The organism is Bacteroidota bacterium, assembly GCA_016721765.1.
GTDB lineage: Bacteria > Bacteroidota > Bacteroidia > UBA4408 > UBA4408 > UBA4408.
On record JADKHO010000002.1, the window covers coordinates 1100740 to 1127087 of the forward strand.

Consider the following 26348-nt stretch of genomic DNA (forward strand, 5'->3'; position numbering starts at 1 on the left):
TCCCCACTCGCGCAAGTCTTTCTGACTTGTGCGCTAATGTAATCAAAACCCCCTCTCGCGCAAGTCTGCTGACTTGTGCGTTATTGTTATAAAATATTTCTTTGGCTAATACCAGGTACTCAATCCCCAATATTATTCCCTCTCGCCGAAGTCTGCTCAAACGATTATGCGGGAGTTGAGAGATTTATTGATATTGAGTTTCCTAATTAGAACAATATATTCGTTGGAAAAAGAATTAAATAAACGCACAAGTCACAGCCTTGCGAGAGAAGAGAGAAGTGCAATACAAACATTAATTTGGCGAAGTATAGATTCGAATTTGTTTACTAAATTTACCTGTGCTAGTCAAATCTTAACAGCAAATTAATAATGTAATTCATCAGTTAATTTACTTATACAAATGAGCCAAAATATAAACAAAAGAAAAATCTCCTGCAGGATGATTTATGTTGCATTACCAATTTTGCTTTTCTTTGCAACTATAGCAAATGCACAGTATTGCCCTCCAACCCAGGTTGGTGCTTGCTTTGGCTATCAAATTGAAGATTTTTCAATTGCCGGTACAACACTCACTAATTTAGGAACTGGATGTGCTGCACTCACGGGAACTGCTTATACTTTTTATCCGGCCACAGGCAACACTACAGCCAACTTGGAGATTGGACAGACTTATCAAGTGCTTTTGAAATGCTCTTATATGGCCAATGTATCCGTTTGGATTGATTATGATCATAACTACACATTCGATGCGAACGAATGGACACTATTGGACGACACCACAATTGTGAACTTTCCCTCAATGGCCTCGATTACTATTCCAGCTCCAGCATTGACAGGCAATACACGTATGAGAATTAGAAGTAACTTTTTCTTGGATCCTAATGGGCCCTTGAATGCTTGCTCATCCTTTGATGGTGAAACGGAAGATTATACTGTTAACTTAATTCAGGGCTCCGGGTGCAGTGGAGTTCCGGTTGCAGGAGCAGTTTCAAATTTGAATGGACCGCTTTGTGCAGTGACAACTATCAATCTTAAACTCACAGGTTGCCCTTATGCACCCAGCTATAGCTACCAATGGGAATCTTCTCCCGATAATATCAACTGGTCTCTTTTGAGTGGTGCCAATTACATTGCCTATAATGGCAAACAAACAAACGATACTTACTATCGCTGCGTGGTAAAGTGTGGGGCATTTAGTGATACAACCGCTGCTTTGCTTGTTCCAACGATTAACTTTGTGTATTGTTTCTGTAGTTCCGCAGCTAACGTTCAAACAGGCGGAGATATAGGCAATGTAAATTTTTTAACATTAAACAATGGAGTAGGGACACCTGCTGTAAACAATATGAATTCAGCAAAGAAATATACCGATTTTACAGGCTTGTCTCCAATCACCGTAACACAGGGGATAAGTAATCCGATGACCATTACCCAAATAACAAGTGGTTCAGTTACGACCCCTAGTTATATAGATGTTTATATTGACCATAATCACAATGCTATATTTGATTCCGATGAGCATTATGCATTTGGCAATACTACCAACGCAAATAATATATTGAGTAGGAATGTTGTGATTCCCTACACATCACTAACCGGTATTACAAAAATGCGTATTGTATTAATCGAAATAGTAAATGGAACTCAGTCGTCTTGTGGTACTTATTTCAAAGGTGAAACAGAAGATTACCTCATCAACGTTCTTCAGGGTTCTGCTTGTATATCTCCTCCGCAAGCAGGAACCGCATATGCAGTTAATGCCGTTTTATGCACAGGTGATACGGCACAAGTTTCAATGTATGGATTTTCGAATGGTGTGGGGCAATCCTATCAATGGCAATCTTCTACCGATAATTTGAATTGGATGAATATCAGTGGTACAAATGACACTATGTATTCCGCGCTAATTGCAGGCCCTGTTTATTATCACTGTGTCTTAACTTGTGGTGGAATCTCTTCAGTTTCAACAAGCATGCTAGTTCAGAATAATTCAGTATGCAGTTATTGCACTAACAATCTTGGTGGCGATGGATGTTTTATAAGCTCTAATATTGATAGGGTAAAGATATTGAATACTCCTTTTAATAATAATTCTGTTAATACATGCAATTTAGTCGGAGCTTCACCATACAATGTCTATACTGCCTACCCTTTAACAGTATCTACAACTGCAACTTTATTAAGGACGCAAAGCTACACCATTGAAGTCTCTGTTGTACAAAATGGTTTGCCAATTTCGGCGTGGATAGATTATAATCAGGATGGCCAGTTTTCGAATTCCGAATACATTTCAATTGACACAATGACTTCATTCAATTACAGTTCTGTAGTTTTTACAGTACCCGCAGGAATACCAATCGGAACCACACGAATGAGAGTAAGGTCAGGCCGTCCTCCATCTCCCCCATTTTTTTCGCCCAACTATGCTTGCACATTTTTCAACGTAGGTGAAACCGAAGATTTTTTTGTAAGTATTGATTTTCCTACAAAATTACCTTCAGGTTATGAAGGGACTCAATTGAACATTTGGCCTAATCCTGCTTCAAAAGAACTAAAGATTTCGCTTCCAAATTCTGCAGTCAGAAATACACAAATCAAGTTATTAAACCTTGCAGGGCAAACAATTTTTGAGGAGCAAATCATTCAAAATTCAAACCTTAAGGAAAGTGTAATTGATGTGTCTCACATTATTAAGGGGATTTATTTTCTCCAAGTGATTTTGCAGGGCGAAATAATCAACCGAAAAATAATAATTGAATAATTTGATTATTTTTTATGACGATAACCTTAAAAAACTGAACATAAAAAGATACTTTTCCAATCTAAATTTTTCAATTTCTCATTGTCTGTTTTTTCTTGAAGTATGAACTAACTCTTGCACAGTTTACCAACTAATTTATTTAGAAAAACAATGGAAAAGTTAAATCTTTGAACGATGCAATCTTATGACTTAACAGGGAATCCCAACTCGTGAAACTATACCAATAACAACAAAAAAGGAAGGATTCTTAAGAACTGCACCGGTCATATTTACTCGCACTCTTCGTCATTTAAAAACGAGGAGAGTAAAAGTTTGTGTTTGTAATGCAATAAACACAAGTTCTGATTTAAAAAATACATTTGGGTAATGAGCTGTTTATTTTAAATCATCCGTAACCGCTTAGCTTTGAATAACTCAAACGAGAAGTTTTGCTGGACAGTCTATAATGCGTTCCCTTTTTTCGCACATATCGTAAGCTTTATTCTTTAAAACACTGCACCAGCAGTATCCTTTTTAACTCAAAATGAAGCCCTTTGTAAAACGAATTGAAGAAAAATCAGGCAACCTAAGGGGAGGAATTCAAACATTAAAAGTTGCTAAAGACAAAGCAGAAGGTAAATTAGAGTAACTTGTATCATTATTACCTGAAAATTCTAGCCCCAAAAAAATATCATCCACCGAATTAAGTTCATCGGCTGGAATGGTGTAACGCAAGGCGGTTTTAGCGCGGCTTTTATAAAGTTGTGTTGTAAATTCTACTAATGCGGCCTTAACAAAATCTTCCTGCTTTTTATTTTTTGAAGAATAATCTAATAACAAATTTTTATCGAAACCATCAACTTTTATATCTCTTAGAAGGGTTATTGAATCGAAAAGAAAATTGTTGACAAGGTAATCCACTCTGTAATTAGGGTTTATATTGAAACTTTTTTCTATATAAGCAACAAATTGCTTTTTAGCATTTAAGATTATTTCGTTTGCCATAACTCGTTAGTATAGAAATTAGTGATATCAAAAAATTGGGGAGTGCAAGTATAAGAATATTTTATAAAATTAACGCTCATTTTACTGCAAAATTGTGTCAAATACAATATTTAATTCGGTAAATTTATGTAATGCCGGAAAATTCACAAAAAATCTATGTTTAAAAGCTTGAAAAGTTATAAAACGACTTTGTTCATAAGATTCAAACGCATCTGTATCTTCCTCATTTACTGTTCGCAACAGATCGTAAAAAGCAATAATTGGCAATTTTCCATCCGGTTCATTTTCAATTTTTTCAAGTATACGCTTAAAGAGGTGATTTTGTTTCAATTCTTCATAAGTTTCAGAAGCATGTATATGGGAAAAAAAATCGTCCAATTTATTCACTAAAATACAATAAACTTCATTGTTGAAGAGCAATTCCACGGGTTCAGTTAAGTCCAACCTTTTAATCTCCGGGTTGGGATTCATAAAAGCATTCTTCCTTTTATTTTTAAGTATTTTTATCAATTCCTCAATCGTTTTTGGAAAAAATGGAATTATAGGTTCAGCAAGGTTCTTATTCTTTACTTTTTTGGGGCTATTTTTTTGTCCAACAGCTGATGCAGAAACCTTTTTTAAATCTTTAAAATAGTAAACCGAATCCTCATCATTTTTCTTTTTCCAATGATATTCAAACGACACATTTTTGACAGTCTTTTTTTCCGCAAAAAATTTGTAGGAAGAATGACTTATCTCGGTGCTTTCAATATCCAAAATATTAAACCAATTATTAGGAAATATATCATCCGGGTTGTCTTTATCTGCGTCTTCATCAATAAAATGATAATCCATGAATATTCCATTATTAAAATGGAAACACTTATTCTGGAGAACTGAGGGCATCGATACCGGATTATGCACATGACCTGTAACTAATGCATCCGACATATTAATTAGGGTAGAAAAATCTCTTTTATAATTTTTATCATTATACAACTCATCCCATTTTAACCAAGAAGGAGGGTGATGAGCAAATGTTATAACTTTAGTAGAAGGTTTATTTTCAAGCAAATCATTAACCTCAGTAAAATATGGAAAGTGGTCCAAAAAATAGGATTGTTTACCCTCTTGAGATAGTGCGTCACCCAAAAGTGAAAATGCTTGATTTTTAATCTCTATGTTGCTTTTATCACTAATCCACTTTTCATAAAAGCCTTTTACAACTCCTGGGCCAAAAGAATACCAAGCGCTATTCAAAAGTAAAATAAGAACTTCTTCTTCCTCATTATAAACATAACCTGCATAATGTTTATCGCTAAATTTATACGAAAAGCTTAATGAAGCTGTTTTATTAATGTCCCTTTGAAAACATAAAAAGTAATTGGAGAATACCTTTTTAAATTCGTTAATATTTTTGTTTATTTCACTTTTAGGAATCTCAAATAAATCTAGTAAGGTTTTATCGCCTAATGCAGCCGAAAGGGAAGTCCAATCAACTTCATGATTACCGACAATACTAAAGATTGGGATTTCCTTTGGAATTACATTTCTAATCATTTCAGCGAATTCTTGATACTGAATTACAGAACCTGAAAATGATATATCTCCACCGATAACACACAAATCAATTTCCTTTTCCTCAATTAGCGATTCTATTTTGGATTTAAAAGCGGCAATATAATTTTTAATAAATCGATTATTATTATAACCTTCTTTATAATGAACATCTGAAAAAGTAAGGATTCTCATATTTAATTTGCTAAATCAATTTTAAAATTTTCCTTTTTTAATAATGTACCGATGTGCCAAATTAGATAAAGCATATCATTGTTGATTTTCATATTTTCCTTCCTTTCATCAAAATCATTTACGAAAAAACCGCCAAAAGGATCGATGTACCATTTCTTATTATTTATTAAGAAATGTTCAAGCGGTTTTCCGGTGGAATAATCCCTCCTTAAAACATTATGTTTAGAGTCAAATTTTTTCTGTATGTATTTAAGATTATAGAATGATATATAAGTTAAATTGCGATAAAATGAAGATTCAGATGAGTGAAATGATTCCATTGAAACAGAGAGTTGAGATTTTATTTCTTTGTAGAAGTCATCATGATTCAGATCAGAATTAATGCTACTATTGGCAAAAAGCCGAGATAAAAAATCTTCAACTTTATTATACGATATTACAATAACTTCCTTATGAGGGGCTGCTTTATTTGAAAGATTATCCAAGACAGAAAAAGTTTGGTTTTTTAAGCTTTTACACATTTCCTTAAATGCATTCGTTTCTGCAATTATTTCCACAATGCTGAGAATTCTATTAAAGTATTTATCCCAATAGGTTCTCAGTTCCGGAATTGGGCACGATAATTCTTCTACTTTAGACTGATCCACTGCTTTAATAATCAAAATCAATCGAAACAATTCTCGGGTGAAATAATGCTCGTCAAAATACCCGATAGAACTATAAAGGTGTGTACATTGCAACGCATAAGTCCAATGCCAAAAAATATATAAATTAGTGTCTTTTAAAAAAGTTAAATAATATTTTTTATAATCAATTTCAAAATACGCAAAGCTTATTGCCTTTAAAAATTCATTTAGAAAATTTATCTCCCCTGCCGGTAATTGCGATAAAGCATTTGCAAATTCAATATTTAAATTTTTAAAATTAGTACTATTTTCAATGCTGTATTGCAATTGTTGTACATTTAGAATTTCCTTAATTAGTGTTGCAAAAATTAGGGGAACATTTGTAATATGTTCTATGTTATAGTTTACTGCTAACTTATTTGAGACTGTTTCATTTTCGTTGATTGTGGTTATAATTGAATTGCCTTTATTATCTCTGAAACATGCACCATAAAATTTAATTATTGAATCAATTGAACTCACTACATTAGTAAGTGAGCTATTGATGTCGAGACTAAATTCATTAATATCTTCATAATTGTAATTGTTTAAAATTCGGTCCTCTAAAGCTTCTTGAAAAACATTTACATAAATATTTATTAGTTCCTTTTGAATAATAACGGTTTTTAGTGGAATGTAAGTTTTAGAATTTAGTTCACTTGCAAAATTCCCTTTCAGTATTGAATTTTCAGTCTCATTAGATAAATGTTTCAAATCTTCAATAAACTGTTTTAATAATCTGTATAAGTCAATAAAATAAATAAACAGTATCGGGTCTTCAATACCTAGGTTATAATTGTATATTATTTTATTAATTTTTTTTCGCGTATTTCGCGACACATTCAATTTTCGCAGGTATATTGCCACTTCCTTGGGTTCCAATATTTTATATGCTGCCAAATATTTAGTAATATCACAAGGGCCTTCAATTGCTGATTTACTAACTTTATTTAATTCCTTTATAACGTCATCATCAATTGAAAACAATGGCTTTGTTTTAATTTTTCTTATATGTGACAAAATACTTCCTTTGTTTTTCCGGAGGATTTTAAATAGCTCTTGATTTGATTCAAGGAGTTTCGGCTTTTTTTCGAAAATCAGATAATCCGTTTTACCATTTTTAAAATAAGCTTTCGTAAATTTCGTATCAAAATCTAAAGGAGAATTTTTCATTGCCTTAGCAAAAAATGGAAAATGCCCCGGTTTTATTTGCCACTCAATAGTTGTATTGAAATGTATTTTTGGATTTAATTTTAGATAATTATCATAATTTACACCTAAATAGGAGAATGTTTCGCTAAATAAATGTGCCCCAGTTAACTCTCCTAAAGCCCATTGATTGTATAAACTATTTTTCTTTATTTGTTTATTCAAAACTTGATTTTCAATCTTATCAATTGTCAATAAACGAATACGCATCAAACATTTTGCTAATACATTTGGAGTAACATTGACACATATAATTGTAAATTCCCCCCAATTAAAAGAGTTTATTAATAAATATTTGGATACCCCAGATCTAATTAATTCACCTTCTACTAGTTTCACACATTCTTCAAACAAAATAGATCCATTGCCAATCAGCAGGCCATTGTTTATTTTTAATTGAATTATTTTAATGAATTCTGCATTAGATTCAAAAATAAAAAAAGGAGATTGAGAATTTGAAGTTGTAATTATGCCGCCAGACAGTATCTGATAAGAAACACTTTTTATGTTTTCATTATTTTTTGTAACAGGTTCAAAAACCCGTTGAGGGAATTTGAAATTATCCACAAAAGAAATAAATGCAATATCAAAATGTGAAAACAAATGAAATTTACAAGGGGTATATAGTTTTTCGGCTGCTACTATATCTTCAGCTTTTGTATCTGTGTTTAATTTCAAATATTTAATTATATTATCTCTATAATTATTGTAGAGTAACTTTAAGCTTTCAAAATACTCAGCCTCTTTACCTAAAGGATACTTCGAAAATGCTATATGGATTCCTAAATTAGATAGATTCATAATTGATAAATATTTTGTCCTTTTTAAACTCCATTTACATTTATTTTTTGTAAAAAACAGCTAACACTTTCTTCAATTAAATAACGAGCATTTAATCTCTTGATATGATATTTCATAATAAAACCGTGATTATTTTCAAATAACTTTTTTATAAAACCTATTCTTTCATCACTTTCAAACAAGTTATTTTACTATCTGTTTTTATCCTTACAAAATATAAGCCCATTGCTCCTTCCAATTGCATTTCAAGCGATGAAATGTTGAAATACTTTGTAGTGCTAAGTTCTTGCCCGAGTGAATTTAATATGCTTACTTCTGCATATTTTGTTTGCTCTTTTAAATTTATTGTTAACCTGCCAGATGTTGGGTTGGGATAAATGAGGTAATTGGGACCTAAATTTTTATTGTCGTCAATTCCAACTCCGCCAATAGTATATTTTGCAACAAATGCATCTTGCATTCCAACCGCAATAAGGTTGTTTGCGAAGGGAGGGTTAAAGTCAAGAGTATCCGCTAAACCACCAGTTACATAGAGGGATGTTTCGAATTTATCGAACATGGTTGCAGCAACGAAATTATACACCTGACTTTTTCCCATCACTTTTATGGATAAGAAAATACCACCCGAATCCAATTTTAAAATAAATATTTGGGGATAGCCAAAGTCTGCAGTATAATTAATCGTGCCAATCCCAGAATCAAAATCAGTCGTTCCTTCAAATCCACCGGTAGCATAAAGGTTTCCCGAAACATCAGTTAACAATGATTTCCAAAAAACTTCACCATGATCCGTTACATACTGAAGGTTTCTTATATAGTTTCCTGCAGAATCCAATTTTAACAAAAATCCATTAGCATTACCAAGCGTTTGTGTAAAATTATTAGCAGCTGCACCTGGATTAAAGTCAACTGAACCTGAAAAACTGCCTGAAAGCAAAAAATTTCCAAATCTATCTATGGTCGATTTTGAGAAACTAAATTTGTACTTCCTGTCGCCGCAATTTTGCCTGCCCAAATAAAATTCCCGGCTGTATCTAATTTTTCTATAAAATTATTCACTGTGCCAGTTGCAGTTAAATTAAAAACCCCGGCACCCGGATCAAAATCTATTTGATTTTCAAAAGCACCGGTGAGCCAGATGCGGTTACTTTTATCTATAACTATTGTTGTAGTGTAATCCCATCCGGTACTTCCAAATCGGTGAGCCCATTTAAAAATACCATTAGAGTTTAATTTTAAAACGTAAATATCATTATTGCCCGAGGAAACCAAATTATAAATTCCGGTATCCGGATCAAAATCAATTGTATTTGTAAAACCACCGGAAAGGAAAACATTATTGCTCTTATCAAGCGCCATTATCATCATAAAATTATCATCAGAATTACCGAAATTTTTAGCCCAGATAAAAGCGCCATTTGAATCCCATTTGCAAACAAAAAAATCAGAATTCCCATTAGATGTCAGGTGATAGCTACTTGTATCCGATCAAAATCAGCTGTTCCCTTAAAAATCCGCTAATTAGAAGATTTCCGGCTGTATCCAATATAAAAGCCCTTATTCCAACAATACCTGTTCCTTCAATTTTCTTAGCCCAAATGAAATTACCCAAAGGATCGAGTTTGGTAACAAACAAATCGCTCAAACCAAATGGCGCAATCATATTGTAAATCCCCGCACCTGGATCAAAATCAACAGTGCTTGTGAAATTTCCGGCAATTAAAATATTACCAGATTGATCCATTGCTAGAGCATTACCGGCCTCATTAGTTGCCCCACCAAAACTTTTAGCCCATTGAAAGGTTTGTGCAAATGTGTTAGTGCAAACACCTACTGTAAAAATTATTATTGTTACTAATTTTTTAAGGTTTGTTTTCATAATTGGATAAGGATTTTGTTAGTTAATTAATTTAATTGTAAAAAATGGGATGAATAAGCACTAAAGCAATTTAACTTAATTGCAAATATGTTTTTTCTTAAATCAATAATTAGTCTTATTGTTGCGACATAATTTGTGTTACTCAATTTCAAAAAATAAATTCCCATTGCAACATTTCAAACATCAATAGTAAGTTGCTGCTTAACCGAAAAACGAACATACTTTTGAGCATACAATTTTTGACTATGCATATTGTCTATTATTATTCAATTATGACTTTTTGCATCACAACCCCTTCATTATACACCAACTGCAAAATATAAATTCCTTCGGTATAACTGCTTAGATTAAGCAGTATCCTATCTGTATTTTTTAAATTTAAAATTTCCTTTGTATACACTTCTTTGCCATTTATATTTAACATTTTTAAGCGTACATTGCCTTTAATTGTTCCATCAATTTTAATGGTTAATTGTTGGCTTGCAGGGTTGGGGTATGCTATTATTTTTATTTCTTTGGTTTCTATTTCTTTCACTTTGTTGAACAAATCAATCGTAACAAAATAATCTTCCAATTCCCCGAAGGTTGAAAATGTACACGCGGCCCAAGAGAAATTATTGCCCGGAAGTGAATGACTTCTAATACGTAAACCTGTTATACCGAGGAGTGCATTTGAAGGGACCAAAAATGTAGTGGTATCCGGAACATACGCTATCGTTTGGTTAGGAAAATGAATGTACTCTCCAGTAGTAAAAGTGCCTGAATGATCATAATCAATCCATGCAGAGACATTTGTGTTGGATTTAGAACAGGTAACTAAAAGCTTGTAGCTTGATAATTGGCTAACAACACCTGTTGTATTTAGCGATGCTTCAAATATACTTTGGTTGCTTCCACTTTGCAGATTACATAATGTATCTGAATTATTGAGTGCAGTTCCAACTAGTTCAGTTTTAAGAATAAAATCAGAAGCAGCACAGGAACTGCCTCCAAGGTTATTGTAACAATAACACAGGTAACTTTTTTATAGTATACTTTTAAAATGTTGGAGTAGGCATCAATTCCACTACAATTCAAAACACATCTGTAATAAATTGTGTCGGCTAAATGCGTTGGAGTAATATTTGGATTAGTGTTATTCGCTGTCGGCAGCCAGTTTATTGCATCCAAAGAATATTGCCAATTGTAGGTTTGCCCTAAACCAGTTGAACTGCCTAAGAGTGAAATAATGGCATTATCGCTTGCACAAAGATTGTTTTTGTTTATTGTTACAAAACCAGCGGTTGGTGGGCTAACACAGGGCAATTGAGACCCTATGGTAAAAATAAAATCGCATCCAAACCAAGCTGATTTTGAGGTACATGAACCGGAAGCTGTAATAACTTCGGTTCTAGACTCACTGGTCATAAACCTAAACTCTGTAAATCCATTAAAAGCCAAGCTTGGAATGGTAAATGAAATATTATGCGAAACAAAAGGCATCAAGCTATCCGTTAGCAAGATGAATTCTGCTGATGACAAGAGACCATCGTGATTATAATCTGCCCAGATACTTGGATAATATGCCTTAATACCTGGCGTAAAATTTAAAACGTAACTCAATCCTTGAATTAAATTAGCAGTATTGGAATCAATAGGATCAAAACAAGTACTGTTATTAGATACTGAGCCACTGAACTGACAATCATAATATTTTGAATTAGTGGAATTAAAATTAAAACTAGTTCCAATAATCTTTATATCGTTAAAGGGGAGAAGTATTACCTGCAAATTTACAGGTGGCAGTCGACCCTTTGCATAAACTGCATAAATAAGCTTGCTTTTGAGTTACCTTTACAAATTCAGATGTATCAGAACTTCCGGACGAACAACTTACAATACAGCGATAATATTTTGTTGCGCTTTGATTCACAACCATAAATCGATTAATTTTTCCACTAATCGGCGACCATAGAAGGGTGTCATTTGAGGATTCCCATTTATAACTTATTCCTGCACCATAATCATTTCCAACAAGTGAAATGGTATCGTTATCAGAAGGACATACATATTTTAAATTGGAAATAGCAACTCCTGCATTGGGTGTACCAGCACAAACTGACCCGGGGCTTAAGGTAAAACGCAATCCATTTGAAGGTTTAACAGTTGGAGAAAGATTGCATTTCGCAGGTGTTCCTAAAAAAACCTGAGTTGAATCCCAGCTTGAATCAGCTTGGCACATTAAGCCATTAAATTGTCCCAACCCTTTTATTCCAACTTCAATTCCAAGTGAATCTGATATGCCATAATGATTAGTCATTGGTCCATAGTGAAATTGAATGGAATTGGTTCCTTCATTTAGTGTAAGCTGAAAATTTACTTTATAAAATTCGCCTGCATTCCAAGAGTGGAATAAATTAAATTTTTCCCATTGAATAATGAGTTTACGGGAAGGCGAAGTTCCCGATAACAAATACCTTAATCTTCCGACTCCTGATGCCTGCGGCACTAATTCCCAAGTAGATAGATCGATTCGAAAAATGGAGATAATATTTGTTGCACAACTTATCGCAGACAGTGCCATGGTAGAATACATATAATTTATACTTGTAAAACCACCACAGGTACTAATAGATTGTCCGCTATTCCCCAATTTTATCCAACCATCACTACCAATAATAAATCTGTCGAACGTATTCCCATCAAAAACAAAATTAAATCCGATAGGAAAACCAGGTAAAGGGGCGGAATTTGAAGACCCATTAAGGTTCGCCAAATTGCCAAAAAAATAGCTACTATATGGACCTACTGGTGATGAGGATTGAGTAGGTCCCAACGCTGTGCCCCCAGTAATGGTTATGTATGTTGCTGTATCCTTAGTGAAAACATAACTGCCCAATTGTGCATTGGAAAAATTTGCTTGAAAAACGCCAATTAACAAAAATAAGAGAAAGCGCGGGCGGATTTTTTTCAAGGTCAATATTTTTTTATGTAAAGAAATAAATTTAGTAAAAGGCATTACTATCAAAATTAAAAATAATTTCAGATTAAACTACTTCTATTCATTTTTAGTATCGTCTATAAAAATGATGAAGGTTAAAATTTAATTTCGGCAATTTAAAGTGAATTACTTAATAATTTACCCCGTATTTTTACGGGGTATGCAGATAAACTAGACCAATCTTGTACATTCCAACTACCATTTGCAAAGTTGGAAGATATTATGCGTGACATGAAAAAAATCACCTCCTTTAAACTACTGGGAGCCATTCTTGAAAATCCTAAAGAAAGCCGGAGAGAATGGTTGTTAAAATGTTTGAAGAAAATGGAAGAAGAAATTCTAATAATACCAAGAACCAGTTTTGGCAACAAGATAATAATCCTGTAGAACTATCAACCAATGAAAGGATGGAACAGCGACTTAATTATTTACACAATAATCCTGTAACTAAAAGACCAGTAAAGGCTACTACGTGATAAAAATAAAGATGATAATTAAGGTTTTTTTGAAACGGTTTTTAATGTTTTTGTTTTCATTAGGCTGTCTTGTTGCGATTGTTGCTTTTGAAAAGAAACATAGTTCTGAATTGAATTTAAAATCATTTTTTGGGTTGAATCTAATCGCTGCAAGCCCGATTTTAATATCTCATCTTGTACATGGTCTTCTTGTGATTTTTTAGCTACATCGTAACCGAATGCCACATACAACAAATTAACAAGCACAAAGAACATCATTAGTAAGGAAAACCCAACCTGAATTTTGTTTGTTTTTACGGTATTTATATTAGCATCAATGCCAGTTTGTTCCAATGTTGCGGTTCTTTCCTCATCCCGCAGCTGTCTGTTCCTATAATTAGCCCACCCTCCTATTCTTTTAACAACTGAATATTTATTTGTAAACTCATACTTATTGTTTGAGAAAGTATAAAGCCCCTGCCTAACAAATAACTTCAAAAGCCAATCAACAAAATTTTCATCTTCCAAAATATATCTTCTGAACGCATCATTTTCATCATTTGGGAAAATCTCTTTTGTAATACCGTAAAGAAACATTTCTGTTAGCTCATCTTCATTCATTTTTTGAAGACGGTCTTCCATTGCCTGATTGTAATCCTTTCTCATTATGAAGCACGTATTTCAGCAAATATATCAAAGTTTAATTTTCAACACGTCACTACCAGAAGTCGAAATTAATACGAAACAAAATCCCATCTATACAGGTCATCTGCTTTAATATCAAGGACAAATTCATCCCAGTAAAGTTCATCATGGTCTACTGCTACTTTTTTAAACTCTTCTATGTTCTGTAAAGGTTCAAATTTTTCATACTTAGGACTGAATACAAATCTCTCGAAGTCTAAATTCCGTTCTACATCGTTATCAAAGGTTATTCTTAGCTTGTAACCGTATAAATAACTCACTTTGACAACTCGGTGTTTAGGAAGCTTTTCAGTCCATCCAAAACCGATACAATTATTTATAAAAGCCTCTCTTCTAAGTATTCTTCCCATTCTATCCATATACTTTATATGCTCCTCTTTTTCCTTAATAAATTCAGCAGTTATCTTGGCACTTGGAGGATTCCATTTATCCCAATATGAGTTCATTAATTCGATACTTTCTGGACATCTTGTCGAAACTGTATAATGTGTTTTTGATTGTTTCATTTGAGAAATAGTTAACTACTTTAGTGCTTGATTATTCTGTCAAATATTAGATAAGTGGATAAAGTAAAAATAACCTTCTTTGGTGTTGGATGCAAAATTGCAATCGGAAAGTTTTCCACCGAGCAATGGGTGAAATTTCATAAGGCGGCAAAATCTTTGCTGCTCCTTTATCCGAAGCAATTTTCGATAGTGCATATTTTATTGAATTGGCTGACTGAAAATATAAGCGGTGGTTTGATGACGGAAGGTCCATCTCCCATTTTTTGCTCCAACCTGTTTTATTGCAATTTATTCTTATGAAAGTGCCATATTATCCGGGTATTTTATATAAAATTAAAACCGCTGAAAATCGCTTTTAATCAATTAAAAACAATTAGCTCCGCTTAAAAAAGCTTAATTCCTATTTTTCATATTCCTAAAGAGCAGCAATTAATTGGATTTTTTTTTATAAAATAAGTAATATGAATTTCCATATTACTTAATACTACCGGCATATAGTGTTATCAGTATTTCCCATATAATTTTTACGTACTGGATTTAAACCTGAAATTAAATATGCTATTTAGTTTATGCTTTGCATAAATTTAATTAACGATTTATATTGTTTTATTTTAGTTGATATCCCTTTAAAAAATTATCCATCCAGGATTATTTATCCTTAAATTTAAACCTGCACCTGAAACAATTCCTAAACTAATTGATTGGGTTCGTTCATAATTGTATTAAAAAAAAGAACACATCGGATTTCCATTAAAATTATACATTTACAGGCAACCGAATCAAATGCTTGCATTAACCTATTATTCGAAAGCCCTTTGTAAATTAAATCGCGCTACCAAAAATGGGAGTAAAGCACCACATAAACCAATTTTACTTTTATCCATTATTCAGACAATTGATGCAAGGGAGATTATTGAAAACAAAATAGAAATCACACCGGAGCTGGTTGCACGCTTCAAAGACAACTGGAATGTTTTAGTCAAGCAGGAGTTTTTCAAACCCAATTTTTCATTGCCTTTTTATCATCTGATCTCGGATAATTTCTGGCATTTAAAAACTTGGGTTGGAAAGGAAATTGCCCTTACAAATTCTTCTTCCATCAGAAGTTTTTCTCAGTTAAAAGATGTGCTTGCTTATGCTTATTTGGACGAGGCTCTATTTGTTTTATTGTTAAACAAAAAGAGCCGGGAATATCTTCACCATTTGATTTTGCAGAAGTATTTTAGTGCCGGTCATATAAATTATGACCAGTCTGGATTATTTAATCAAGTGGCTCAGGAAATTCTACATGATTCGGCAGGCGTTTATCAGAATAAGATAGAAAAAGCAAATGAGGAGGAGATTTTTGTGCGCGGTGGAGTCTTTAAAAAGCTTGTGCCTCAGATCTACAATTACACTTGCTGCATTAGCGGTATGCGCATTGTTTCTGGGTATGATATTCAAATGGTGGATGCCTGCCACATAAAATCATTTGCCCTGTCTCACAATGACACGATTACAAATGGCATTGCCTTATGTCCTAATCTGCATCGTGCCTTTGACAGGGATTGATAAGCATCAATAATAATTATGAAGAAATAGTATCTTCAAGTTTTACAGAAAATTCATCAATCAACAGCATTCGATCTTTCGCTGGAAAAAGCATTTTATTACCGCAAAATAAAAGCTACATGCCATCACGTGAAAATTTGGAATGGCACAGGAATGAAATTTTTAAAAGGTGATGGCTTAAAATTTGACTTGATAATTAATCTGATTGGAGGAATTAGCTATGATTTGATTCTGATCGATGTCAACGCTTCTTATTTTGACATAAGTGCTTTACCATGAGAATTAACGCGCTTTTCAGACTGATCAAATACGAAAAGATTTAGTCGTTTTCCTCAGCATCCAGGACTTCACTCATACGAATGGTGTTTTCGTTAGTGTTATCATAAGATTCTCTTTGTTCCGGTATTATTTCGGTATTCCTTAATTTGAACTTACTAAAATCTAACACTTCTTCCTTCTTATTTCGTGAATCATAAATTTGATTAGCAACAATAAAAATTACTATTACTCCACCTATAATTAATCCCCATATTAGAAAATCCTCAACAGTAAATGGTTTAATTTTTTCAACGGTGGCAGCTCCTAATGGATTTATTTTTTGGGAAGCTTGAATTGCCTTAATTACTGCATATTTTTCGGGAGATATACCAGCAAGACTTTCTTTCGACAGGAAAGTAGTTCCACTAAATTTTTCCTGAAGGATTTGAAGCCTACCAATTTCCGGTATTGAAAGAGGATGCGCATAAAAATTAAATGTACTAGCAAATTGTGTCATCGTTATTAATTTTAGATAGGTGAATATTAGAATTAGAGTCTTGGTATATTTCAATGTCATTAAAGCGAAATACTTCATATGTGTTATAGTTTCTTGTGGAACCGAAGCAAGCCGGAAAATAAAAGCCGAGTGTAGTCAGTTCCAGAACACCAATTTTTGAATGACCATTGTTCAGTAGGAATTTAAGAATGGTGTTGTTGTTATTCCGGTGTTTTGCCATTTCAATTTCATAGGGATTAAGAAATAATTTGGTTAGATAAGTATATCTATTTTTGCACTTTAGGTCACAAAAGAGCTTATTTGTGCGCCTGATTTCTACATCCGGATTTGGGCACTCTGGGTTTAAACATTTTCTAGCTATCATTTTATTTATATCTGGTTAAAATTTATTCTTTTGTTTCAAAAACTCAATGAGGCTCTTTTTAGAGTACATGATTTTTCTACCGATTTGTTCGAACTTTATTTTGCCGCTGTCACGGAATTCTTGCCATGAGGATTTTGATTTATAGGGCAAGATTTTCTTTGCTTCTTCCCAACTTACTAAATCGTCTTCTTGCTTTTTTAATAGCTCAAATTTGGCTTCAGTAACTGCCTGTTTTATCATCATTTTCATATCAATCTTTAATTGCTGAAATGCTTCTGAATCTATAACGATTAATTCCATTTAAATAATCTATTGTTGTTAAGTGAATTTTACAACATAAAATTAAATCTCAAAAAGAGGATTTTGCCGAGAGGAAAAAATATTTACTAACTTTCAGTTATGGCTTAAAAGACTTACCGGTAAAGGTTTGCCGGCAATAAATAATTTTCTTAAAATAGTCATATAATTTTGAATGTCTATTTGTTAAACATGTAATATCATAGTGAAGAATTACGGATTATTATGATTTGACGCGGCTTTTAAGAATGTAAATTCTTTTCCGGTAACATTAAATAGGATTCAATGACCGGCAATTATTTTTTTCGGAAATCAATTTTGTTGCTTAAATGAAACAAAATCAATTTGTTAATAAAAATGAAAAATGCTTTGATTCTGAAGGAATTTAATTTTGAAAGTGTTGATTTTTCAATCAAAAACTTAATTCATATCTTGATTATAACGGGAAGAATTCATCCTGTTTTAATTATAAAAAAGCGTTTGTTATACTTAAGGAATTTTATTTCAATTAAGCGATCCCGTTTTTTAAAGCATAATTGAATATTCCAATAGAAGATTTGGTTTTGATTTTATGCTTTATGTTTTCTCTGCACACAGATATTCAAGAAAAACAAAATAAAAAATCGCTAATAAGAAATTCGATTTGGTGCTAATTCTGCACTAAACAGGATAGTGGCAAAAATAAATTCAAAATAACCTATAATCTGTGTTTGATTAGTTTTATTGTTAGGATAATAAAATTTTGGTTAGAGATTTTATGTGTTGCAACTATCAAAGCAAATCTTTCCTGTAAAAGGTTTTTGCTTATGAAATCTTGGCCTATGTATATTATTTAAGGATATTCTTTTCGAAAATGATCACAAGTTAACTTCAATTCTTTTTTGAGCAGTAATTATTGACTCGGCATCCGATTGATAAATTCCCTTAGCATTTTTGCCATCTGGGTGAAATACTTCAATAATTCGTGTATGCTTATCAATTGTGGTAGTGTTGAACTCTACTGCATCCTCTATAGTTAAATTGCGAACTCTTACTTTGTATGTGCCAATTTTATGTTCTTTCATATTTTAATTTATTAAGGTTCAAACAACTATTGTATTCCAAAGATAAACTGAATTTAATCTCAAATTATAGTAATGCAAATCTTTCCTTAACAAGCGTATCGGACTTTTTACTAATCAATTCTTTTCCAGCGTAACTTAAATTAGTCAAAAGCGAAAATTTCATGTCTATGCTCAGGTGGATGGACTGCAGGGAGAAATATAATTTATCAATCGAAAAGCTTTCAGTTTCAAATCTATAATTTGCAAGCGTTCCTATTTCTTTTTCTACAATGATTAAATCACCTTTGTCCTGATGAAATTTCGATGATGCTAAAATATCAGTTTTATAAAGCGGGAATAGCAAGTTATCATCTATCAAGTCATTCGAAAGAATTTTGCGTTGCTTCTTGCCATTAATACGAATTTCGATGGTACTTTGATAATTATTAAGCAATCCAAAAACTTTGAAATGGTTGCCCAAGTCAAACCATTGTTTGTAATTGCTGTCAGCCAAATGCACAAAAAAAGTGGAATCAAAAACTGCTTCACTCAATGGAACTGCGAGTATTTCAGCTATCCCATGAAGCCTTTCCCAATCTTCAGGATTAAATTTGCCGATTGCTACCCTGCAACCAATGCCGAAGAAAGTTATTTTTACTTTATCCACCTTTTAGGTATTAAATAAATTGAAGAAAGTCGAAATGCCTATCTCATTTTTCGAAATCAAAAAGCACTAACATCCATTTAAATATGGGAGGATTTAGAAAATTGCATTTTCAAATTAGAAATTTAAAACTGCATCCAGCGCCTCATCTGCACTCTTGTGAATAAAGTTAGCTTGGTAGCCCATGGTGGTTCTAATATCAGAGTGCCGATATAATTTTTGAAGCATCTGTGGCGAAATTTTATCCCCCGCTATATTTCCAAAAGAATGGCGGGAAATATGGCAGGATAACTGCTTTTCAACTTTTGCCAGCTTCGCAATTTCCTTCAAATAATTGTTCACTCGCCGGGTTGCCGTGTGAATTTTTACATACAAATCCCTAGAGTTTTCAAGATCCGCCTTTTTTAAGTCCGGAAACACAAAATCAGAATTTGCTATTTTTTGTTCGCTGTACTGATTTAAAATCAAAACTACTTTATCCGGAATTTTAACGGTTACCGCCTTACTATTTTTACCCATAGTATAATTTAATCGACCGGTTGCAATATCGCTCCACCTTACCCTAAGCACATCGGAAATGCGCATACCTGCCATATAAAAAGAAAAGAGCCATAAATTTCTGGCATGTGAAATGGGAGTTCCTTCCATCAGGTTCAAATTTTCAATTGCTTTTATCTCCTGTTCATCCAAACCAATTTTAAGACCATCCTGTATCCTGATTTTTATTTGATTACCTCCGAAAGGATAATCAACCTGATAAGCAAGCCCTTCTCTGATTGCTTTATTATACAAGGAACGAATTTTAATCATGTAATTGGTAATTGTCCTCTCCCCCACTCCCCTGTGTACTTTTAAATACACTTTAAACTTTTCCAGAAGTGAAACAGTAATATCTTTGAAATGTATATCAACACCGCCAACAAATTCCTTAAAATATTTTATACGGGATTCACTGCTAATGGCATCATTATATTTACCAAGCATTTTAAGGGTTTCAAATTGTTCCTTAGCAAATTCAAAAAACGAATTATGCACTTTCTCTCGCTTCGCTTGCTTCTTTATCTCAAGAATAGTTGAATTTTTTTCATTGGCTTCCGAATCGAGAATGATATCATCCAACGAGGTTAATTTTTTTAATATCAGATGGTTGATCTGCTTATAATTCGGATGAGATTTTTTAACTCTGCTTTCCTCAGCATTCCAATCCTCTTCACTTATTGAAACGCCCAAATACATATACTTGGATTTTCTATTCTTGGTTATGCGCAAAGCAAGAGGATGCTTGGTTTTATTGCGTTTATTTTTATACAGGATGATTTTGGCCTTGGTCATACATTTTGCATTTGCCCCGTAAAAATACAAAAAAAAACGAAAGGGGTTAAACATAGCTTAAACATTTTTAGGCTTTTTTCCATTAATAAATGTAGTTGCATTTTATATTTATACTGATTTTCAATTAATTATGATTTTCATTAGGCATAAGAGAAGTTCCTTGACTCAGACCCTTAACCCTGAGGGTATAGATTCAACTTGGGCATTTATTACACTAAAAAAGCCGCTTCAATGCGGCTTTTTGGGGTCCTATCCCCTATTACTTGCTAAACTCAAAATCGTCCTTTTTTCATCCCTTCCGCTTGAAATAAAATATGTGTTCATAATACCTGAAATGATATTCATTCGATTAAAGACTTGGAATCATCCGATGACGCAGAGGTGATCTTGTTTAATGTAAAAGATGCAAAAGATTATCATTGGGTCGCAGCGGTTGAGGTGTTTTTAGAGAAGAGGTTGAAACCATTGATTCCTGCTTTGAGACAAGGTTGAAAAAAACTTCATCAGTTCTATGCAAATACCTTGAGCGCTCCAGACCCCAACAAAAGCTTCTCCAGCGCTCCAGAAATGTGTTAAATTTTAGGGGTAAAAGGAAGCACCCCTGTAAGTATTTACAAATCAGAGAGTTGTGAGACCCTCGTACTAAAGGGATATTACTTTAATCTTTTAAAATATATCTTTTTGCCATTGTCGAACTTGCTATTAGGTGTTCTAAACGTATGTATGGAAATCTTAAAATTCATTGCCTTCATTGATGCTCTAAAATTAGTGTCAAGGTCTTTGAATAAACGTTCCATTTTATTCTTGTGTTCATCTGAATATTTTCTAAAAAAAATCACCAATAAATCAGGTGTTTTATGGCTCAAAGGCAATGGTGATAACTTGAAATCGTAGCCAAAAATGTAGTATGACTCCTTTTCTCCTGAATTTACAAGCAATTGAATGAACTCAGTTGATGCTACTTTTTTTAAATCATACTCATCCCTGATATCAAGTAAAAATTTATCTTGAATATCCAGGAACTCTTCTGCTGTTGGAAATGGTTTTTTCATTCTAGAATTGATTGGATTTCTGCTTCATGTTTTTGATTAAAAAATTCAAATATATCGACATAAAGTTGTGCTAATTCGTCCACTTTTGCACCGTCATATTTCAATCTTTGCAAAATTAAATGTCCACAAGAAACAGTTATAGCAAATGCGGTCAAAAATTGATGAAAATTAACCCTATCATCCTTATACAAGCGATGTTTGGTGAGTGGAGAGCAATGTTCGTATTGAGAATAATATTTAAAAAGATAGTAGGAATCTAACATCTTAGCTTTTCTATCCTCCGATAACAGTGCATTGCCAATAACTTTAGTGTATGCGTCCTTGGTAGTTAGTTTTCCATGTTGAACCTTGTCAGATCCATCTATAAAATAATCCGGAAATTCACTCTTAATATTTGCTTTATATTCAGGGGCACCCATCCCTCCAAGAGCCGCCATTTCAAACACAGCGTTTAAAAAGGCACCATCTAAATCGAAACATACTTTCAAGAACTCTGTATCATCAGCTATTTCACCGGAATCCGAAAAGACCATTTTGAATCCAAGTATTGAACCACTATACAGTCATTAATAATCGCCCTGACAAGAATGGGAACAGAAAACAGGGAATTGAATTTGTCCCCCTCAATTAACATAATTGAATTTATATCTCGCCATCCAAAAATGAATCTTTCAAGGAACATGAAATAGTGCTTTTGTACTTCTGAGTCATATTCCTTTTTATCAAGTTCCTCACAAGCAATTCTAACCACTTTACAGTATTTATCAATAAAGTCTTTAAGTGCTGATACCTCATCGGTATATACAAGGGTTCTTTCCATATTTTTTAGATTGTATTATAATCAATTTTGAATTCACAATATACTTATTTTAGAACAAAAGTACATACAGGATAAGACAAGATATGTCGTTAGAGTACCAAAGAAAAAATGAGTAAAAATGTTTAGATTTAACAAAATTAATCAGATGACTTTAAGCGAAGCAAAAAAAATAATTGTAGACGGCAAAATAGATAATGAGTTTGTTTCAGATATGGTCGATGAGCAAATTGATTATATTTTCATTGCATCTTCTAACAATGAGGAAATGATGGAATATTTAGAAAGACTTATAAAGAGCGATTGGGAAATGGAAAATGAGATACCGATTTGCGTTAAAGGAGACTATTCAATTTATGGTGCCGCAGATGATAATTTTATTTCAGCAAGGAATATAACTGCCGAGTGTTTGAGATTAGTTCAATCCTAAATCTTTTAATAATAACATAGTAATATGTATTTTCTAATTCAAGAATCTTTGTCTGATCCAAATGGACCGGCTAAAAATTTATCTTACAGTCGTTTTTTTGATGGAACTCCCACAGAAAATGTTTTATCTGCATACATTTTTGGAAAATATCCTCATGCTGTAATTCAGTTTCCAAAACCATTAGAAGCATCAGCGCTTATTACAGCAGCGGTACAAGGAAAATTTACTATCATTGATATGGATAAATGGTCAAAAGCACAAATGTTCAAGTACATTAATGACCCAAATGATAAGGAGTTCATCGAAAAGTTAGGTATAAAATAGCTATAAGGTAAAAAAAAACCTGGCTCCTCTCTAAAGTTACCAGGTTATCAAAGAAGTTCGTTTTACTTTAACTTTGTACATCAACTCATGCCGGATTGGTTTTGTGTGAGTTTTTGAAACTCAGCCTTGCGGGACTTAACACAACCAAATAAAAGAACCTCCATTGTTTAAAGTGCATCTACTTAGATGCTTTACAGTAAAGTTAGGCAACGAGCGAGCAAGGAAGGCGATTCTCTTGAAAATTTTTCACGAATTCGATGAATGGAAAAACCTATCGAATATTAATTCAAGTTTGGAATTCCGCGCTCCTAAATTAGGATCTTCCAACGCTCCAAAAAATTGACCACTTATGATTATTTTAGACCTGGCAAAATCACTTCAGCGCTAGAGCATCTTGTTGATTCCAGGTATATAAAAATCGGGTGGACGGGCCGACCTTTGGAGGTGCAATTAAAAATTCATTATACTGATTACCAGCTAATTAAAAAGGGAACCCTTGCGGATTCCCTTCATTTTTTCTTAAGCGCGGAGACTTGCGTAATTGAGGCTTATGGAACAGCAACCGATAGTAGACACAATGTTTATTATGTTGGGTGTATTAGTGGTGGAAGTGTAGCCTTTTCCGGAACAACTGTAACGACAGGAAATCAAAAGAATGGATTTATTGCAAAATCTGATAGTTTGGGCTCATTGGTATGGGTGAGAACAATTTATGGGCACTATTTTGATAATACTATTTACGGAATTTCAATAGATAAGGACGATCGAATATACGTTGTAGGCACATTCAATGCCACGATTAACTTTGGAAACGGAATAACCCTTACTAATTCCGCAAATACTGAGATTTTTGTAGCACGATATAATGTAAGTGGAAACACTGTTTAGGCAAATTAGCTGGTAATCCAGCGGATGGAATTTCAGAAGCCAAAGGCAACATTTCTTCGATATTCCATTCAGTTGGTTCTCCTACTTTTTTAGGAGCATTTTTTAAATCAACTACCAAAAAATTAGAATACACCCAAATAATTTCACCATGTTTTAGTGTTTAGCATAATAAATTTGAAACTAGTTCAAACTCTTCGTCATAAACTTAACCAATAACAGATGTGTCAAAATATAACCTTGGTTTCAGTTGATTATTGGATTTTTTGAATGCGAACTTGCGTAAAAATACTAGGACCCACCATGCCAGCAGTGCTATTAACACCTAAAGCATTTGCATTAGCTTGCACTTCAGTGAAGTGTTCAATAATAAATATAGATGATGTATTAACACTTATTACACCTTTAATAATTGACCTTGATGTGCCCCCGCCGCTGTAAGAATACTCTGTGCTACCCCACAATATAGGAGGAGTGGCAGTACCACTTACCTTGCTAAAACGACATGCGTGACCACCCACTTGATGAGCTGGGGCACTTGCTTCAATATAATATTTACCTACTGCCAATTGTATTTGATTATTTGGAAGCAAAGAAATTGATGTTCCTGATACTGAAGAAATTTCGTTTAACCTTCTTGTTTGCCAGCTACCTGGAGTATTGGTTCCTCCACTGACTCCATTAGCCACTGAATCAATTAATATTGCATAATCTTGAATTGGGTCAACATTAACTGAGCCACCACTATTGCTAAGTGTTACAGTGTTACCCGATTGCGATAACGTTTGATTATCGTTGTCATTACTAGCAACCCATTGTCCACTAACCCTTTTTAGCACATCACCATTATTTCCAGTTGTTGTAAGTTTCTCTGCTGTTCTGCTATGAAAGGCATAAAAGGTAGAAGCTGCATCAATAACTCCTAAATCGTTCCATGTACATGCAATACAACTATTGTATTCAATTTTGATTTTCTTCTTACCCTTACTCCAGTCAATTTGGTTCATATTGGTTAATGAACCATTTACCTGTGAAGTAATAGTTTGCTGAGAAACTTCAATATTAAATTGACCGAAGGCATCAGTAGGCCTATTGTATATCAATTTTATTAGCGTATCTATTGAGGAAATGCTATCAATAAAAGTGAGTCTTACCTGTATATTGTTAGTTGTTCCATTGCCTGATACTATATTACCTGATCCATCACGAGCTATGGCCTGCAAGTTGATTGAATTTGGAACTACTGAGGTTTGTGCATTTAATGCAAAAGTTGCTGCTAATATAATTGCTATTGAAAAGATTAAATTTTTCATCTTGTTTTAAAGTTTATTGATTAATTTTTTATTGATTGTTTTCCAATCTTTTGAAACGAACCGTATCAGATAAATAGCAGGTGAAAGATTTTCTATGTTGAGAAGTTTTGTTTCGCCCTTGACCCAATAGTCAGTAATCACAAGTTCACCATTCATGGAATATAGCTGTACAATAAAATCTGAATTCATTCTAGCTGAACTCAAATAAAGCAAATCATTAGTTGGGTTTGGATAAACATTAAAATCATTGGTTAAAATTGAAAGGTTTTTTTCTTTGATTCCGGTTAATATATAAGTTCCATTTACCCAATAGCCAAGAACATCACAATTGCCATTAAAGGTGAGAGAATCACAATCAACACCTGTCTGTGCACCAATTTGTATTATTTTGCATCCAGCTTTTTTATTGCCAGCGAATGATTGTCCCATAGTCAATGCTACACCTTTACTGGTAGAGCCTCCACCAGTAAAAACAGGTCTTCTCATTTCAGCTTGTCCGAATACTATTTGCATTGATGAAATCAGAACAATTGTGACGATAAAAATTGTTTTCATGCCGATGAATTAGTAGAAATACGCAACAAATAAAATAATAATTTATAATATTAAAAATTATTTTTGTGTTATGTTTTTATCTCCTATAAAATTTATTCCTTATTTTTTATTATTTCTATTATCAACTTCTTTGGCAGTGGCTGAAAACAAAGAAGAGTTGTCTGATTTAATTAAAAGTAGTATCCGAAATAGAGAGCAAGGTAATTTTGAAAGCTCAATAAGCGATGCGAAACGTGCAGTGAAACTGGCCAATACGCTAAAGCTGCCAAA

The 26348-nt window shown here is 33.2% G+C and carries 28 protein-coding genes; 7 read left to right on the plus strand and 21 right to left on the minus strand.

Annotated features, from left to right (window positions below):
* Window positions 1-400 precede the first annotated feature (400 nt).
* Complete coding sequence (locus IPP32_12745) at window positions 401-2761, plus strand: T9SS type A sorting domain-containing protein (GenBank protein ID MBL0048952.1); 2361 nt, start codon at window positions 401-403, stop codon at window positions 2759-2761.
* Window positions 2762-3340: 579 nt separating this feature from the next.
* Here the strand turns inward: IPP32_12745 and IPP32_12750 are convergent.
* The 11 genes from IPP32_12750 to IPP32_12800 all read right to left on the minus strand — a co-directional run bounded on the left by IPP32_12750 (window position 3341) and on the right by IPP32_12800 (window position 14676).
* The gene (locus IPP32_12750) at window positions 3341-3745 is read right to left on the minus strand and encodes a hypothetical protein (GenBank protein ID MBL0048953.1); all 405 of its coding nucleotides are present in this window, start codon (window positions 3743-3745) and stop codon (window positions 3341-3343) included.
* Window positions 3746-3826: 81 nt separating this feature from the next.
* Window positions 3827-5476, minus strand: coding sequence for a metallophosphoesterase (locus IPP32_12755; GenBank protein ID MBL0048954.1), 1650 nt, complete (start codon window positions 5474-5476; stop codon window positions 3827-3829).
* Between the two features lie 2 nt (window positions 5477-5478).
* On the minus strand, window positions 5479-8151 hold the full coding sequence (locus tag IPP32_12760; protein ID MBL0048955.1) for a hypothetical protein: 2673 nt from the start codon (window positions 8149-8151) through the stop codon (window positions 5479-5481).
* 157 nt (window positions 8152-8308) lie between these two features.
* Window positions 8309-9166, minus strand: a complete 858-nt coding sequence (locus tag IPP32_12765; GenBank protein ID MBL0048956.1) for a T9SS type A sorting domain-containing protein — start codon at window positions 9164-9166, stop codon at window positions 8309-8311.
* Complete coding sequence (locus tag IPP32_12770) at window positions 9106-9510, minus strand: hypothetical protein (GenBank protein ID MBL0048957.1); 405 nt, start codon at window positions 9508-9510, stop codon at window positions 9106-9108. The genes IPP32_12765 and IPP32_12770 overlap by 61 nt, the downstream gene beginning before the upstream one ends.
* A gap of 115 nt (window positions 9511-9625) precedes the next feature.
* Window positions 9626-10030, minus strand: a complete 405-nt coding sequence (locus IPP32_12775) for a hypothetical protein (GenBank protein MBL0048958.1) — start codon at window positions 10028-10030, stop codon at window positions 9626-9628.
* Window positions 10031-10292: 262 nt separating this feature from the next.
* Window positions 10293-10715 (minus strand): T9SS type A sorting domain-containing protein, encoded by a 423-nt coding sequence (locus IPP32_12780; GenBank protein ID MBL0048959.1) that lies wholly within the window; start codon window positions 10713-10715, stop codon window positions 10293-10295.
* A 257-nt stretch (window positions 10716-10972) separates the two neighbouring features.
* Complete coding sequence (locus tag IPP32_12785) at window positions 10973-11800, minus strand: hypothetical protein (protein ID MBL0048960.1); 828 nt, start codon at window positions 11798-11800, stop codon at window positions 10973-10975.
* Window positions 11775-12983 (minus strand): hypothetical protein, encoded by a 1209-nt coding sequence (locus IPP32_12790; GenBank protein MBL0048961.1) that lies wholly within the window; start codon window positions 12981-12983, stop codon window positions 11775-11777. The genes IPP32_12785 and IPP32_12790 overlap by 26 nt, the downstream gene beginning before the upstream one ends.
* Before the next feature lie 521 nt (window positions 12984-13504).
* Window positions 13505-14107, minus strand: coding sequence for a hypothetical protein (locus IPP32_12795; protein ID MBL0048962.1), 603 nt, complete (start codon window positions 14105-14107; stop codon window positions 13505-13507).
* Between the two features lie 92 nt (window positions 14108-14199).
* Complete coding sequence (locus IPP32_12800; protein MBL0048963.1) at window positions 14200-14676, minus strand: DUF2442 domain-containing protein; 477 nt, start codon at window positions 14674-14676, stop codon at window positions 14200-14202.
* A 54-nt stretch (window positions 14677-14730) separates the two neighbouring features.
* Between IPP32_12800 and IPP32_12805 the strand changes: the two genes are divergently transcribed.
* Window positions 14731-14976: a hypothetical protein gene (locus tag IPP32_12805; protein MBL0048964.1), complete on the plus strand. Its 246-nt coding sequence runs from the start codon at window positions 14731-14733 to the stop codon at window positions 14974-14976.
* Window positions 14977-15459: 483 nt separating this feature from the next.
* The gene (locus IPP32_12810) at window positions 15460-16227 is read left to right on the plus strand and encodes an HNH endonuclease (protein MBL0048965.1); all 768 of its coding nucleotides are present in this window, start codon (window positions 15460-15462) and stop codon (window positions 16225-16227) included.
* Between the two features lie 319 nt (window positions 16228-16546).
* On the opposite strand, the gene IPP32_12815 is transcribed toward IPP32_12810, so the two are convergent.
* The 8 genes from IPP32_12815 to IPP32_12850 form a co-directional block, all read right to left on the minus strand.
* Complete coding sequence (locus tag IPP32_12815) at window positions 16547-17002, minus strand: hypothetical protein (protein MBL0048966.1); 456 nt, start codon at window positions 17000-17002, stop codon at window positions 16547-16549.
* Window positions 17003-17381: 379 nt separating this feature from the next.
* Window positions 17382-17666 carry a helix-turn-helix domain-containing protein gene (locus tag IPP32_12820; GenBank protein ID MBL0048967.1) on the minus strand — a complete coding sequence of 95 codons (285 nt, stop codon included), beginning with the start codon at window positions 17664-17666 and terminating at the stop codon, window positions 17382-17384.
* An 854-nt stretch (window positions 17667-18520) separates the two neighbouring features.
* Window positions 18521-18727, minus strand: a complete 207-nt coding sequence (locus tag IPP32_12825; GenBank protein ID MBL0048968.1) for a hypothetical protein — start codon at window positions 18725-18727, stop codon at window positions 18521-18523.
* Between the two features lie 64 nt (window positions 18728-18791).
* Window positions 18792-19373: a hypothetical protein gene (locus tag IPP32_12830; GenBank protein ID MBL0048969.1), complete on the minus strand. Its 582-nt coding sequence runs from the start codon at window positions 19371-19373 to the stop codon at window positions 18792-18794.
* A 114-nt stretch (window positions 19374-19487) separates the two neighbouring features.
* Window positions 19488-20702: a site-specific integrase gene (locus tag IPP32_12835; protein MBL0048970.1), complete on the minus strand. Its 1215-nt coding sequence runs from the start codon at window positions 20700-20702 to the stop codon at window positions 19488-19490.
* Between the two features lie 653 nt (window positions 20703-21355).
* Window positions 21356-21754 (minus strand): hypothetical protein, encoded by a 399-nt coding sequence (locus tag IPP32_12840; protein ID MBL0048971.1) that lies wholly within the window; start codon window positions 21752-21754, stop codon window positions 21356-21358.
* Window positions 21751-22287 (minus strand): hypothetical protein, encoded by a 537-nt coding sequence (locus tag IPP32_12845; GenBank protein MBL0048972.1) that lies wholly within the window; start codon window positions 22285-22287, stop codon window positions 21751-21753. The genes IPP32_12840 and IPP32_12845 overlap by 4 nt, the downstream gene beginning before the upstream one ends.
* Window positions 22260-22574, minus strand: a complete 315-nt coding sequence (locus IPP32_12850) for a hypothetical protein (GenBank protein MBL0048973.1) — start codon at window positions 22572-22574, stop codon at window positions 22260-22262. Before IPP32_12850 ends, IPP32_12845 begins: the two co-directional genes overlap by 28 nt.
* Window positions 22575-22719: 145 nt before the next feature.
* On the opposite strand from IPP32_12850, the gene IPP32_12855 reads away from it, so the two are divergent.
* From IPP32_12855 to IPP32_12865, 3 genes are all read left to right on the plus strand, one after another.
* Window positions 22720-23001 (plus strand): hypothetical protein, encoded by a 282-nt coding sequence (locus IPP32_12855; protein ID MBL0048974.1) that lies wholly within the window; start codon window positions 22720-22722, stop codon window positions 22999-23001.
* Window positions 23002-23025: 24 nt separating this feature from the next.
* Window positions 23026-23325 (plus strand): hypothetical protein, encoded by a 300-nt coding sequence (locus IPP32_12860; GenBank protein ID MBL0048975.1) that lies wholly within the window; start codon window positions 23026-23028, stop codon window positions 23323-23325.
* 444 nt (window positions 23326-23769) lie between these two features.
* Entirely contained in the window at window positions 23770-24213 is a 444-nt protein-coding gene (locus IPP32_12865; protein ID MBL0048976.1) for a hypothetical protein, read from the plus strand.
* 251 nt (window positions 24214-24464) lie between these two features.
* On the opposite strand, the gene IPP32_12870 is transcribed toward IPP32_12865, so the two are convergent.
* Window positions 24465-25523 (minus strand): hypothetical protein, encoded by a 1059-nt coding sequence (locus tag IPP32_12870; protein ID MBL0048977.1) that lies wholly within the window; start codon window positions 25521-25523, stop codon window positions 24465-24467.
* A gap of 6 nt (window positions 25524-25529) precedes the next feature.
* Window positions 25530-26078, minus strand: coding sequence for a T9SS type A sorting domain-containing protein (locus IPP32_12875; protein MBL0048978.1), 549 nt, complete (start codon window positions 26076-26078; stop codon window positions 25530-25532).
* A 70-nt stretch (window positions 26079-26148) separates the two neighbouring features.
* Between IPP32_12875 and IPP32_12880 the strand changes: the two genes are divergently transcribed.
* Window positions 26149-26348: hypothetical protein (locus tag IPP32_12880; protein MBL0048979.1), on the plus strand; the 200-nt coding region annotated here is incomplete at its 3' end.